We start from the raw sequence: 12,879 nt of genomic DNA, 5'->3' as shown, positions 1-12,879 counted from the left end.
GGTTCAGCTGGTTCGATCCGCGCGTAGCTTCAGCAGCACCAGACCAGCTGTGCACGCCAGAATCAGTCCGGCGACAGTGATTTCGACGTGCAGTCCGGCGATGCCGAGCACGGCTCCGACGATGCCGCCGATGAAAATCAGCCAGGCCGTTATCCGCGACAAAATCGTGGACAGGGTGGGCACCGGCGGGTTCGACACGACTTGCTGCGAAGCTTCCGGGGCGGCCGATTCGTCGGCCGTGGCGGACGCTCGCAACGGAGTTGTCGAGTAGGCTCCCATCATCAACTCCTCGATGACGCCGATCAGAGTGTTGCCGTCGCCCGATTTCCACCGCGCTTCTCTCATCTGGGTACTGGCGTCTCACGCGTAACTTTGATCACGAACGCTACGGCCCCGGAACGTGATTCGACCACGACACGTGCCCGCGACACGCCGAAGAGATCAATTCGATATCTGAGTCACTACTGTTTAATTCACGCTGGCACCGCATGTGTCCAGCGTGTGCTCGTCTGGCCGGGTCGACCGGCCTCGATTATTGTGAACTCCACTCGAACGGACGAGGAGTGTTACCGATGGAGAGCAGCAGGGCCAAGATCGCCGGTCCGGTAATCGCCGCGGGCGCGGTCGCTCTCGGACTCGTTCTCATCGGCGCCTGCGGAATCGGCAAGCACGACACCTACGTCGCGCCCCCGCCGATCAAATCCGCCAATGACGACTCCGTCCCGGCCGTGCGCTACGGCACCAGCACCTCGGCGGCGCCGAAGGTGTTCATCCCGCCGTCGCCGAGCTGGCAGGTCGCGCGCCCGGGACCGCCGCGTAAGTCGGTCGATTTCACCGTTCCACCGTCGGCCCGGCCGGAATCCACGACCCGAGAAACAGAGACTTCCCCGTCGTACGCCGTGCCGACGCCCGCTTTCACCACCGAGAGCGAGCTGCCGCCGACCACCCAGTCGCATCCTGCCGTCGACCCGACCGTCGAAGAGTCGCCGACGACGCGCCGCGTGCCGACGACCACCTCGCCGGGCGTCAGCGACGACGAATAGCAAAACGGCGGCGCGTACCTCGTACGCGCCGCCGTTCGGAACTGCCGGACCCTACAGCTGCGGCAGGTCGTAGTCACCGACCCGCGCACTGAGCACCCGCAAATGCTCCAGCCCGCCGCCGAGCGTGCGCTCGATCGCGGTGAGCCGAGCGACGTAATGGCTCACCGGGTACTCCGCGGTGACGCCGATGCCGCCGTGCATCTGGATCGCCTCCTGGCCGATATGCCGAGCCGACCGGCCGACCTGCAGTCGCGCCCGCGACGCGACGACAGGGTCGTCGGCGCCATCGGCCAGCGACGCATTCGCGTAGAGGCTCATGCTGCGCGCCAGTTCCAGCGAAACGTACATATTCGCCGCCCGGTGGGTCAGCGTCTGGAACTTCGACAGCGTGACGCCGAACTGCTTGCGCGTCTTCAGGTAATCCGTCGTCAGCCGCAGCGCTTCCTCCATCGCACCGATGGACTCCGCGCACAGCGCGGCCTGGGCGTGCCCGATCGTGATCTGCACCGCCTCGGCGGCGTCGATATTGTCACCGAGCAATTCGCCTGGGGTCTTGTCGAATTCGATCTGCGCGCCGCGCTGACCGTCGAGCGTCCGGTACGCCTTGCGCTGCACTCCGGCCGCATCCACCAGGAACAGTCCGATGCCGCCGGTCGGCAGCACCGCGCTGACCACCAGTTCATCGGCGCTGTCACCGTGCGGAACCGGATTCTTCAGACCCGTCAGCACCCACGAATCGCCCTGCCGCACAGCGGTGGTCGCGAGTTCGGTGGACGGCCAGCGCACGCCGGGCTCGGCATGCGCGAACGCCAGCAGTTCGGTACCGCCGGTCACCTCGGGCAGAATCCGCTGCCGCTGTTCGGCACTGCCGACCCGCGCGACCAGACCGCCCGGCACCAGCACCGCATCCAGCAGCGGTTCGGGTGCGAGCCTGCGCCCGATCTCCTCGAGGACGACCATGGTCTCCACCGGACCGGCGCCGACGCCGCCATCCTCCTCGGTGAAGCTCAGGCCGAGCACGCCGAGTTCGGCCAACTGGTTCCAGACATCGCGGCTCCAGCCGAGTTCGGTGTCGGTGACCTTCAGGCGGGTCTCGGGATCGTAGTTGCGGGCGAGCAGGTCGCGAACCGTGTCGCGCAGCATGACCTGTTCATCGGTGAGTTCGAAATCCATGGCGGCGCCTCACAATCCGAGGATCGTGGAGGCGATGATGGTGCGCTGCACCTCGCTGGAGCCTCCGTAGATGGTGGTCTTGCGGTAGTTCAGATAGCCGGGGCCGCTGCGCTGTGCCCAACCGGGCGAGGCGATATCGGCGGCGGCGACCGGGAGTGCATCCTGGCCCGCGATATCGAGCAGCAGCTCGGTCGTGGCCTGCTGCAGTTCGGAACCGCGCAGCTTGAGCACCGACGAGGCCGGATTCGGCTTACCGTCCGAGGAGTTCGAGACCACGCGCAACTGGGTCAGTTCCAGTGCGAGCAGTTCGTTCTCCAGTTCGGCGATGCGCGCGGCGAAGACGGGATCCTCGAGCAGGGTGCCCGAACCCGACTTGGTCTGGCGCGCGTACTCCTTCGCGACACCGAGCTTGACCTTGGTACGACCGACACCGGTGATGCCGGTGCGCTCGTTGCCGAGCAGGAATTTCGCGTAGCTCCAGCCTTGGTTCTCCTCGCCGACCAGCTGATCGGCGGGCACCCGCACATTCTCGAAGAAGACCTCGTTGACCTCGTAGCCACCGTCGATCAACTTGATCGGGCGGATGGTGACGCCGGGAGACTTCACGTCGAACAGCAGGAAGGAGATGCCCGCCTGCTTCTTCGACGCGTTCGGATCGGTGCGGACCAGGCAGAAGATCCAGTCCGCGTACTGGCCGAGCGTGGTCCAGATCTTCTGGCCGTTGACGATGTAGGAGTCACCGTCGCGAACCGCGGTAGTGCGCAGCGAGGCCAGGTCGGATCCGGCGTCGGGCTCGGAGAAGCCCTGGCACCACCAGATATCCAGCGCGGCCGTCGGCGGCAGGAAGCGCTCCTTGATCTCCTGCGAGCCGAATTGCGCGATCACCGGGCCGACCATCTGGGCATTGAACGTCAGCGGCTCGGGCACCGATGCCAGCTGCATTTCGTCCTGCCAGATGTGGCGCTGAATCGGCGTCCAGTCCTTGCCGCCCCACTCGACCGGCCAGTTCGGCACGGCCAGACCGTGGTCGTTGAGGACTTTCTGCGAAGTGACGATGTCCTCGCGGGACAGTTCGTGGCCGTATTCGACGCGGTCACGGATGTCTGCGGGGATCTCTGTCCGGTAGAAGTTCCGCAGCTCGTCGCGGAAGCCCACCTCGTCGGGCGTCAGACTTAGTTTCATACACATCTCCCGGTGTGTCTCGTACGTCCGCGTCAAACCTACCCCCCGGTAATCTCGCACTGTCGAGTGGGTCACAAGGGCAGATCGGCGATGTGTCGCGCGCCGCCCCTCAGCGGCCGGTGCGCTTGGTTGTGAGTCCCTGGGCGGCGTAAGCGACGAACTGGTACGTTGGCTGCTCGTGGGGCGGAGCTATCCCGGTGTCCGGTATCGAGGAGAACGAGTGAACGGCAGATCCATCGCACGCGCCGCCGCGGCAGTGACCTCTGTCGGCGTCGGTGCGGTCCTCGCCCTCACCGGTACGGCGGTCGCCGAGCCATCCACCGTCGATACCGGACTCGAACAGCTCACCACCGATGCCGGATCCGATCCGGCCGCGCAGGCGGGCGTCGGAGCGCTCAGCCAGTTCACGAAGCTGGTGGATATCGCCGAGCTGCGCAATGTCTCGGCCGCCTTCACCCCGTTCGCCTATGCCGCGCCGACCTTCGGCTGCGGCAGCATCGGCCCGGTCACCACGATCATCGCGGCGGCCTCCACCGACGGCTCCAACCCCAATGGCGCCGCGGACCCGCTGCCCGGCACTCTGCGGTTCAGCGCGACGCCCGCGCATTCGGGCGCACCGCTGTCCTCCGGGCTCGTCGTGGCCTGGCTGAACGTCAATACCGGCGCGAGCGGCCTCACCACGCTCGACGACCGGACCGAATACAACATGCCGACGCTGTCGAAGACCGTGACCAGCGGTCCTGGCACCATCATCGCCTCGATGTGGGGCATGATCGACTACCCGTTCGCGCACTGCGTGATGACGCCGACGGTCGGGATGTTCTACGTTCCGGATCTTCCGGTGCTGCCGCCGGCGCCGGCGCCCGAGAGCTCCGCACCGGCACAGCCCGCCTCGACTCAGGACCCCGTGGCGCCGGCCGCCCCGAACCATGCCGACTCCGTATCACGGGACGAAATCGCGCACCAGAACAACTGAGCGCTCGAGCCACCTTGCCGAAGAACGCCCGGATGAAGAACGCCCGATATCGGCGACGTGCTCATCCGGCAGTTCCATCGGCACGACGTGGTTTCCGGTATTGCCCTCGGGCCAGTGCGCAATGGTGTTGTCGCGCTCGGCGAGTCGCAGCATGAGTGCGGAACCGCCCGCGTAGACGCCCGTCGGTACCGCCTTCTGGTCGGCCGCACGATCGCGTCCCACATAACCGACGCCATCACTTGATGGCCGACGAAGCGATGTGCACGATAGGAGTCCGATTTCCGAACCGGAGGCTGAACCGTGCTCGACGCCGACGACGTGCGCCGCATCGCGTTGTCCTTTCCCAAGACCGTGGAGAAGGAACGCTGGAACCATCCCACCTTCGATGTGGCGGGCAAAATGTTCGTCACCATCCCCGACGATCAGACCTCGGTCGCCATCCGCTGCCCCAGACACGATCGCGCGGAACTCATCGCCGCCGAACCGGACAAGTTCTGGGTTCCGCCGCACGAGGCGTCCTCGTCCTGGGTCCGGGCCCGGCTCTGCGCCGTGGAAGATATCGACGAACTGTACGACATCCTGCTTGATTCCTGGCGTCAGGCCGCGCCCGCCGAACTCATCGAGGACTGACAGATTCGCTCAGCGCGACAGCCGAATCCGCAGGATCGCGCCGCTCTCGGTGCCGGCGATGAGTTCGTCGGAGCGGCCGGGCACGGCGACCACCGACGTCATCGGTTCGCCGGTCAGCACCGCGCACGCGGTATTCGCGCTCGGATCGACCCGAACCAGCTGGCCGGTCAAGGTGGTCACATAGAGCACACCCGTGTCATCGATGACGAAGTCGTCTGCGAAATCCGGAATTCCGGGTGACACCGTCAAGTCGGCGATCACGGCGACGCGGTCCGGGTCTTCGATCGGGAAGCGCACGATCCGACCGAGCGGATTGCCGTTCATGCTGAGGTAGATCGAACCATCCCGCACCACAATCCCATTGGCGCCGGTGTACTTCGCCCGCGCGGTCCAGTCCGCATCGACGCCGCCGTCCGGACGGATCCGGACCACGCCGAGGCTGGAGGCGACGTACAGGTTGCCCTGCGTATCGAAGGCGGCACCGTTGGGCATGGTGAGTCCGGAGGCGAATACCGAGGGCCGGGGATCGTTGGGATCGAAGCGCACCACACCACCTGGACGCACCACACTCGTCGGTGAATCGCCGAAGACGACATAGAGCAGTCCGTCCGGTCCGAGCCGAATCGCGCCCGGGAATTCGACCGGCACCGTCGCGGTCGACCGGCCGGCGCTGTCATAGCGCTGCACCTCATTGCGGTACAGCCGCGATACCCACAGATGGCCCTGCGCGTCGTACCCCACATTCTCCGACCAGTCGAGCACCGGCAGACCGGCGGGCACGGCCGTCGCCGCCTGGGCCTGCGCGCATGCGGCGATCGCACCCAGCTGGGGCTCGGCCATGGCGACCGAGGCATCCACACCGGCAGAACTCAGCGCAAATGCGATGACCCACACTCGCACGTTCGGACGATAGGGCTTCCTCAAAGCGAACCTCGACTCTCTTGCCCGACCCTCGGCCGGGAGTCTAGCCACTTTGTCAGTTATGAACTCACCAGTAGTTATGTCAGGAACTCGACTGCATCTCAGCGAGTTGTCAGTATTTACAGATGCCATTCTTCGACGGGGCGCGCGGCCGGATGCATTACCGGCGGTGGCCGGTTGACAACCCGGTCGCAGCTGCAGTGCTCTTGCCCGGAATGGGCCAGCACAGCGGCCATTACCACCGCTTCGCCCGCACCCCGAAATCCGCCGGGATCGAGGTGTGGGCGCTGGACACCGCGGGGCACGGGTTGAGCGAGGGTGATCCGAATAATCCCGGCACGCTGGTGGAACTGGTGGCCGATGCGATGCAGCTGATCGAGCTGGTCCGCGCGGAACTACCGGGTACGCCGCTGATCCTGATGGGCCACTCACTGGGTGCCGTCACCGCCCTTGGCATCCTCGGTGCGGCGGTGCCGGATCAGACCAGTGCCGTCGACGACTTGCACGGTCTCGAGGCCAAGTACCCGCTGCACCCGAGCCTGCCGCCGATCGAACTGATCGGATTGGTGCTGTCGGGAGTGCCGAAGCGAGCCCTCGGTGGCGGCGCACCCGGTGCACCCGGCACGCCGTTGCCGAGCACCCTGCCCATCCTCGCGGTGCACGGCATCGAGGACCGACGGGCGCCGATCGATTCGATGAGGGTCTGGACTCGCCGCCACGATTGGGTAAGTTTGCGTGAGTACGCCGACGCCGGGCACGACCTGTTGCACGAGCCGGTGCACGCGCGGGTCGCTGCCGACATCGCGGACTGGATGCAGGGTGTCGTCGTGGGGTTGGCGCACCGGTGAGTTGATCACGGCTGCGCGGGCAGCACGACGAGGAAGGGGGCGGCGAGATGTCGGACGTGACAACTCTGAATCAAGCGATCGACGATGGCCAGCTCTGGATAGATGGGGTACTGGTCGCCGAGGGTGCACACGAACAGTGCGCCGAGCGCTATGAACAACTCGCCGATGAGGTCGATGCCCAGATCGCCGTATTGGGCGGGGCCACTTCACTTCCCGGCTTCGGTGGCTTCGATTCCGGTTCGGCGCTGCGGCGCGGCTTCGAGGACAAAGCCGACGGCGCGATCACCCGATTGCGCGCATACGCCGACGCCGCGCGGGCGCTCGCGCAGACCTTCCGCGCGGCCGGAGCGGCGTACACCCAGTCCGATACGGATCTGGCAGCCGCGGTCGGTCGGGTCGAGGTGGCGGGAGCCGCGCATGCGTAAGATGCCGCACTCCGGTGAGAAGACGCCCATTCGGTATGCCGACCCCAGTTATACGGACCCCAACTACGCGCAAGCCGTCGAAATTTTCGACAACCTGTCGCATCGGGAAATTCACGACGGTGTCCAGCTGATGAATCCGGTTGTCCTCGCGGCCGGGCAGCAAGCGTGGCAAGGCAGTTCGACCGGACTCGCCACCGCAGTCGAGCAGGCGCACAGTGAGATTCGGGCCGCGATGGCCGATGGCTGGCGCGGTGCCGCGGCGGATGCTGCCGCCGATGCGGTACGCGAATTCGAGCGGCAGGGACAGCAGCTCGCGGATGTCATGGCCGCGGTCGGTCAGCGGCTCGGCCAAGCGGGCGATGCCGCCGAGGCACTGCGCGCGGCCGTTGTCGAACCATCCAGCCAGACAACGGATCTGGCCGGCGCACTGTTGGATCCGGCCAAGGCGACCGAGAACACCGCTACCCAGAAAACCGCCGATGGCACCCGTCAGGATGTGGTGCAGGCGATGGACGGCATCTACACGAATGTGTTCATCTCGACCGGTTCCGGTGTGCCCGCCTTCCCGGATGCGGTCACCGCCGACGTGCCGCAGTCTTCCGAAACAACATCGGCCGCGCAGGTCGCCACAACGCCCGTCTTCGACACCGGTACGCAAACCCTCACCACCCCAACGGTTTCGACGACCGCGCCGGTGCCGGCCATATCGCACACCACCGTCGAGCCTGCCGCGACGACTCAACCGGCTGGCGCGCCGACCACCGTCACTCCGATGAGCACCGCAGCTGACACCGCACCTGCCGCCGCCAAACCCGTTGTGCCGATAGCGGATTCCCCCGCATCGACCACACCCGCCGCAGCCACCACACCGACGACCACACCGGATCGCCCGATGCGGCCGGGTACCACCGCACCGGTGACCACCGCCGCGTCCACCTCGGTGATCGCCCCGACCGTTTCCGGCACCTCGAACGCCGACGACGAACGCAAACGCGATGAGCGCAAACGCGATGCGAGTGGCGATGCCATCAACGGCGTCGGCGCGGGCGCGGTCGGCGGACTCATGGGCGGCGCCATGGTCGCGGGTGACAGCCCGCGCTCCGGCACGAGCACCAGCGCGGCCGCGGCCCGCGCCCAGGCCCGCGAAGAGGACGAGTACGACGACTACCACTTCTTCGACGACGATCTGACCTTCCTGGAACCGGCCGATGACGGCGGTGAGTTGATCGGCGATATGGATCCGACGACGCCCCCGGTCGTCGGCGAATGGACCGAACTGGAGTGAACTGGACGCTGACCCCGGACCAGTTCGCCATGGCCTGGGCCCGCACCGATGGCGACCGCATCCCCTACCCACTCGCCGTCCGCCTCTCGGCTCGCGATACCGCCGAGCGCGCCGCGCAACTCCCCGCCCTGAACCGTTGGTGCGACGAGACTCTCGACGCCGATCTGGAGGGGGCACTGCGGGTGCTCGCACGCCCGAGCGTGCGCATCGAGGTCTTCGGTGAGCGTGGTACGGCAGAGCCGTCGGCGGTCGATGGCGGGCCGAACGGAACGGTCGAGGCGACGGGTTTGGTCGAACAGACCGGTCCGGTAGTCGCCCAGCCCGGCATCGCGGCCGAATCGCGTCCGGTGCGCGTACTCGGTGCGATCACCGGGGATATCGCGGTGGTCGCAGCGCAACGTGCGGGTGCGACCACCGATCGCGGCGGCGATATCCGGCTGTTCGTCGATCGCGTGAAGAACCTTCCCGCACGGATTACTTCGGTGCTACCGGAGAATTCGCCCGGCGCCACACCGCAATTGACCGCGCCGCTGGCCCGTGTCACCGAGGACAGCCGGGATCTCGTGACCGTACCGGTGTCCGGACCCACCACGCCGACCCGGATTCGCAAGCTGCTCAGGCAATCTCGCGACGGCATCGGCCAGATCGTGGTGTCGGTGCGCCGAGCCGACGGCGAGCTGCATCCGTTCGGCGTGCTGTGCTGGATCGACGTGATCGGCGACGGCAGATACTCGGTGCGCACCGGCGTCGATGTCGATATCGTGCCGGTCACCGCGCAGCGATTCACCGCACAGCTGCGGCCGATGGTCACCGCGGCCGAACGCACCCTCGCCTTGGCCGAACGCTGGTGAGAAAGGGCATCACCGAAGTCCAGTCCTGACCCCGGACGACGAGGCATCTCATGCAAGGAGCGTGGTGACCTCGTCGTCGTCCAGTTGATGGAAGTCCTGGTACGCCATCCCCACACCGCCGAGCGAGCGCGGCACCCAAGGGCAGACCACCTCATCCGCCTCGGCGGCCACCCGGCGCAACGCCTCGGTCGACGACACCGGCACCGCGACCACGATCCGCGTCGGCTGGTGCAGCTGGGCGACCCGACAGGCGACGGCCACCGTCGCCCCGGTCGCCATGCCGTCGTCCACGATCACCGTCGTGCGGCCGGAGATCGGGATCGGCTTGGCATCACCGCGCCACATCTCGCGTCGACGCTCGAGTTCGGCGCGTTCCACATCCTCGATCTGGGCGAGCTGCCGCGTCGTTATCCCGGTGTGCGACAACACATCCTGATTGAGCACCCGGATCCCCTCCTCACCGATCGCGCCCATCGCCAGCTCCGGCTGCCACGGCACACCGAGCTTGCGGACCAGCATGATGTCGAGATCGCCCCCGATGACCTCGCACACCGCGGCCGCCACCGGAACTCCGCCGCGAGGCAGTCCGAGCACCAGCGGTTGCATCGCACGCAGGTGGCCGAGTTCCAAACCCAGCGCGCGACCGGCCGCTGTCCGATCGGAGTAGATCATCCGAATTAACGCTACTCCGGTGCGCGCTCGGTAATCGCGAATCGCCGCAATGCCAGGCTGGGGTTGGTCCGGCGGACCGCAGCCAGCTGTTCGAGGTCGATGGTCGCGGTGAGTACACCGGGTTCGTCGCCGAGTTCGGCGAGGACGACACCGGTCGGATCGATGATCATCGATGCGCCCGCACCGCGCGGTGCGCATTGATCGGCGGCGGCCACATAGATGGTGTTCTCGATGGCACGCGCGCGCAGCAGCGTCGTCCATTGATCCACCTTCGCCGGACCGGGAATCCACTGCGCGGGCAGTACCAGCACCTGGGCTCCGGCGGCCGCGACGCGACGGCAGCCTTCCGGAAAGCGAAGATCGAAACAGGTCTGCATGCCGAATGTCACAGCACCGACCGTGAAGGTCGCCGGGGCCTCGATCGCACCCGGCTCGACGACATCGGATTCGAGATATCCGAACGCGTCGTAGAGATGCACCTTGCGGTATTTCGTCACCAGGGTCGCGTCGGGTCCGAGGACGACGAGGGTATTGCGGATCCGCCCGGCCGCCGCCACCTGCTCGACCGTACCGGCGACCAGATACACCCCGAATTCGCGCGCGATTTCACCGAGGCCGGTGACGAACGGCCCGGTCAGCGGCTCGGCGACGGCCACGACCCGCTCGTCGAGCCGGGTCACGGCAAACATCGAGTATTCGGGCGCGACCACTACCTTCGCACCCCGTTCCGAGGCGGCGCGAACGTGCGCGCGCAGGGTTTCGAGATTGCCGGACGGATCGGTTCCCGGCGCGAATTGGACCACCGCCACAGCCACTGCCGACGACTCCGGATCGTGATGCACGGACACGTTTTCGGGTTGCATACATCTCACCGTATTGGCCCGGTGGCCGGGACGACCACCGGGAGGCAGTAAACTGCTGGTCAATGAGTACCAATCAGGTCGACAGCGTTCCTGGCGACAACGACAGGGACAACGACGGCCCGACCTTCGCCGATCTCGGCATCGATGACCGCGTCCTCGCGGCCATCGCCGATGTGGGCTATGAGTCGCCGTCTCCCATCCAGGCGGCAACCATTCCACCGCTGCTCGAAGGCGCCGACGTGGTCGGGCTGGCCCAAACCGGCACCGGCAAAACCGCCGCATTCGCCATCCCGATCCTCATGGGTATCGAGGCGACCGGCAAACTTCCGCGCGCCCTCGTGCTGGCCCCGACGCGCGAACTCGCGATCCAGGTCGCCGAGGCATTCGGCCGCTACGCCACCCACATCCCCGGACTGCATGTGCTGCCGATCTACGGCGGACAGGCCTACGGCGTCCAGCTCTCCGGCCTGCGTCGCGGCGCGCACGTCGTGGTCGGTACGCCGGGCCGGGTGATCGATCATCTGGAGAAGGGCACGCTCGACTTGTCGCAGCTGCGGTATCTGGTGCTCGACGAGGCCGACGAGATGCTGAAGATGGGGTTCCAGGAGGATGTCGAGCGCATTCTCGCCGATACCCCGCGCGAGAAGCAGGTCGCGCTGTTCTCGGCGACCATGCCCTCGGCGATCCGCAGCATCTCCAAGAAGTATCTGCGCGAACCGGTCGAGATCACCGTCAAGTCGAAGACCTCGACCAATACCAACATCACCCAGCGCTGGGTGCAGGTCTCCCATCAGCGCAAGCTCGACGCACTCACCCGGATCCTCGAGGTCGAGTCGTTCGAGGCGATGATCCTGTTCGTGCGCACCAAGCAGGCCACCGAGGAACTGGCCGAAAAGCTGCGCTCGCGCGGGTTCTCCGCCGCGGCGATCAACGGCGATATCGCGCAGAACCAGCGTGAGCGCACCATCGGCCAGCTGAAGTCCGGTGCACTCGACATCCTGGTCGCTACCGATGTCGCCGCGCGCGGTCTCGATGTGGACCGGATCTCGCATGTGGTCAACTACGACATTCCGCACGACACCGAGTCGTATGTGCACCGCATCGGCCGCACCGGCCGCGCCGGGCGCAGCGGTCAGGCACTGCTGTTCGTCGCGCCGCGGGAACGTCATCTGCTCAAGTCGATCGAGCGCGCCACCCGGCATCCGCTCACCGAAATGCAGCTGCCCAGCGTCGATGATGTGAACACCCAGCGCGTCGCCAAATTCGGCGATTCGATCACCGAGAATCTCAGCTCGACGAACCTGGCGCTGTTCCGCAAGCTCGTCGAGGACTACGAGCGCGAGCACAACATTCCGCTGGTGGATATCGCGGCGGCATTGGCGGTCAGCGGCTACGACGGCGACAACTTCTTCATGGAGCCCGAGCCGGAGCCGGTCGAACGGCCGCAGCGCGAACGCATGCCGCGCGGGGATCGGCCCGCCCGCCGGTTCGAGGGTGAGGATCGCGGCCCTTCGCATCATCGCGGGACCGGAGCCGAATTGGCGACCTACCGAATCAGCGTCGGCAAGCGGCACCGGGTGGTACCCGGCGCGATCGTCGGCGCGATCGCCAATGAGGGCGGACTGCGCCGCAGCGATTTCGGCCATATCAGCATCCGTCCGGACCACAGCCTGGTCGAACTGCCGGCCGACCTGTCCTCGGAGACGCTGGAAGCATTGCGGCGCACCAGGATCAGCGGCCAGCTCATCCAGCTGCAACTCGATTCCGGCCCGCCGAACGGACGTCCGTTCCGCGCCGGACCACGTCGCGATCGCGACGGCGGCAAGCGACCCGAACGGCGTAAGCCACGCTCCTGAACCGGGGAGGGTTAAGCCGCCGGTGGGAGCGACAGGCCCGGAGGCGGAAGCTCGCGTAACCACGCAGGGGCCCGCGGACACCGAGTTCAACACCGGTGGGAGCGACGGGCCCGAAGGCGGAAGCTCGCGTAACCACGCAGGGCCCCGCGGACAC

15 protein-coding genes are annotated in these 12,879 nt (G+C 66.7%); 8 read left to right on the top strand and 7 right to left on the bottom strand.

The annotated features are described in order from the left end of the window. Nucleotides 1–3: 3 nt before the first annotated feature. Entirely contained in the window at nucleotides 4–345 is a 342-nt protein-coding gene (locus ACQPXH_RS07645; protein WP_433601596.1) for a hypothetical protein, read from the bottom strand. A gap of 227 nt (nucleotides 346–572) precedes the next feature. Between ACQPXH_RS07645 and ACQPXH_RS07640 the strand changes: the two genes are divergently transcribed. After that, nucleotides 573–1,043, top strand: a complete 471-nt coding sequence (locus ACQPXH_RS07640; RefSeq protein WP_433601595.1) for a hypothetical protein — start codon at nucleotides 573–575, stop codon at nucleotides 1,041–1,043. A 51-nt stretch (nucleotides 1,044–1,094) separates the two neighbouring features. Here ACQPXH_RS07640 and ACQPXH_RS07635 read toward each other — a convergent pair whose 3' ends face one another. Next, entirely contained in the window at nucleotides 1,095–2,216 is a 1,122-nt protein-coding gene (locus tag ACQPXH_RS07635; RefSeq protein ID WP_433601594.1) for an acyl-CoA dehydrogenase family protein, read from the bottom strand. A gap of 9 nt (nucleotides 2,217–2,225) precedes the next feature. Beyond that, nucleotides 2,226–3,398, bottom strand: coding sequence for an acyl-CoA dehydrogenase family protein (locus tag ACQPXH_RS07630; protein ID WP_433601593.1), 1,173 nt, complete (start codon nucleotides 3,396–3,398; stop codon nucleotides 2,226–2,228). Between the two features lie 220 nt (nucleotides 3,399–3,618). Between ACQPXH_RS07630 and ACQPXH_RS07625 the strand changes: the two genes are divergently transcribed. Continuing rightward, nucleotides 3,619–4,374, top strand: coding sequence for a hypothetical protein (locus ACQPXH_RS07625; protein WP_433601592.1), 756 nt, complete (start codon nucleotides 3,619–3,621; stop codon nucleotides 4,372–4,374). Here the strand turns inward: ACQPXH_RS07625 and ACQPXH_RS07620 are convergent. After that, nucleotides 4,342–4,596 carry a hypothetical protein gene (locus ACQPXH_RS07620; protein ID WP_433601591.1) on the bottom strand — a complete coding sequence of 85 codons (255 nt, stop codon included), beginning with the start codon at nucleotides 4,594–4,596 and terminating at the stop codon, nucleotides 4,342–4,344. The genes ACQPXH_RS07625 and ACQPXH_RS07620 overlap by 33 nt on opposite strands. Nucleotides 4,597–4,674: 78 nt before the next feature. Between ACQPXH_RS07620 and ACQPXH_RS07615 the strand changes: the two genes are divergently transcribed. Continuing rightward, nucleotides 4,675–5,004 (top strand): MmcQ/YjbR family DNA-binding protein, encoded by a 330-nt coding sequence (locus ACQPXH_RS07615; RefSeq protein ID WP_433601590.1) that lies wholly within the window; start codon nucleotides 4,675–4,677, stop codon nucleotides 5,002–5,004. Nucleotides 5,005–5,013: 9 nt separating this feature from the next. Here ACQPXH_RS07615 and ACQPXH_RS07610 read toward each other — a convergent pair whose 3' ends face one another. Further along, nucleotides 5,014–5,904 carry an SMP-30/gluconolactonase/LRE family protein gene (locus ACQPXH_RS07610; RefSeq protein WP_433601589.1) on the bottom strand — a complete coding sequence of 297 codons (891 nt, stop codon included), beginning with the start codon at nucleotides 5,902–5,904 and terminating at the stop codon, nucleotides 5,014–5,016. A gap of 146 nt (nucleotides 5,905–6,050) precedes the next feature. On the opposite strand from ACQPXH_RS07610, the gene ACQPXH_RS07605 reads away from it, so the two are divergent. The 4 genes from ACQPXH_RS07605 to ACQPXH_RS07590 are packed head-to-tail and all read left to right on the top strand — an operon-like array spanning nucleotide 6,051 to nucleotide 9,334. Beyond that, a complete protein-coding gene (locus tag ACQPXH_RS07605) occupies nucleotides 6,051–6,773 on the top strand; it encodes an alpha/beta hydrolase (RefSeq protein WP_433601588.1) in 723 nt (240 codons plus the stop codon). A gap of 47 nt (nucleotides 6,774–6,820) precedes the next feature. Then, nucleotides 6,821–7,198, top strand: coding sequence for a hypothetical protein (locus tag ACQPXH_RS07600; RefSeq protein WP_433601587.1), 378 nt, complete (start codon nucleotides 6,821–6,823; stop codon nucleotides 7,196–7,198). Next, nucleotides 7,191–8,483 (top strand): WXG100 family type VII secretion target, encoded by a 1,293-nt coding sequence (locus ACQPXH_RS07595; RefSeq protein ID WP_433601586.1) that lies wholly within the window; start codon nucleotides 7,191–7,193, stop codon nucleotides 8,481–8,483. Before ACQPXH_RS07600 ends, ACQPXH_RS07595 begins: the two co-directional genes overlap by 8 nt. Next, nucleotides 8,465–9,334 carry an ESX secretion-associated protein EspG gene (locus ACQPXH_RS07590; protein ID WP_433601585.1) on the top strand — a complete coding sequence of 290 codons (870 nt, stop codon included), beginning with the start codon at nucleotides 8,465–8,467 and terminating at the stop codon, nucleotides 9,332–9,334. Before ACQPXH_RS07595 ends, ACQPXH_RS07590 begins: the two co-directional genes overlap by 19 nt. 48 nt (nucleotides 9,335–9,382) lie before the next feature. Here ACQPXH_RS07590 and ACQPXH_RS07585 read toward each other — a convergent pair whose 3' ends face one another. Then, nucleotides 9,383–10,006, bottom strand: a complete 624-nt coding sequence (locus ACQPXH_RS07585) for a phosphoribosyltransferase (protein ID WP_433601584.1) — start codon at nucleotides 10,004–10,006, stop codon at nucleotides 9,383–9,385. An 11-nt stretch (nucleotides 10,007–10,017) separates the two neighbouring features. Then, entirely contained in the window at nucleotides 10,018–10,869 is an 852-nt protein-coding gene (locus ACQPXH_RS07580; protein ID WP_433601583.1) for a carbon-nitrogen hydrolase family protein, read from the bottom strand. Nucleotides 10,870–10,931: 62 nt separating this feature from the next. On the opposite strand from ACQPXH_RS07580, the gene ACQPXH_RS07575 reads away from it, so the two are divergent. After that, on the top strand, nucleotides 10,932–12,725 hold the full coding sequence (locus tag ACQPXH_RS07575; RefSeq protein WP_433601582.1) for a DEAD/DEAH box helicase: 1,794 nt from the start codon (nucleotides 10,932–10,934) through the stop codon (nucleotides 12,723–12,725). Nucleotides 12,726–12,879: the final 154 nt, after the last annotated feature.

This window comes from Nocardia sp. CA-135953, from assembly GCF_050955735.1.
In the GTDB taxonomy this organism is placed as follows: domain Bacteria; phylum Actinomycetota; class Actinomycetes; order Mycobacteriales; family Mycobacteriaceae; genus Nocardia.
The sequence above is the reverse complement of the archived record's forward strand: the minus strand, read 5'-3'. Positions and strand labels throughout refer to the sequence as shown.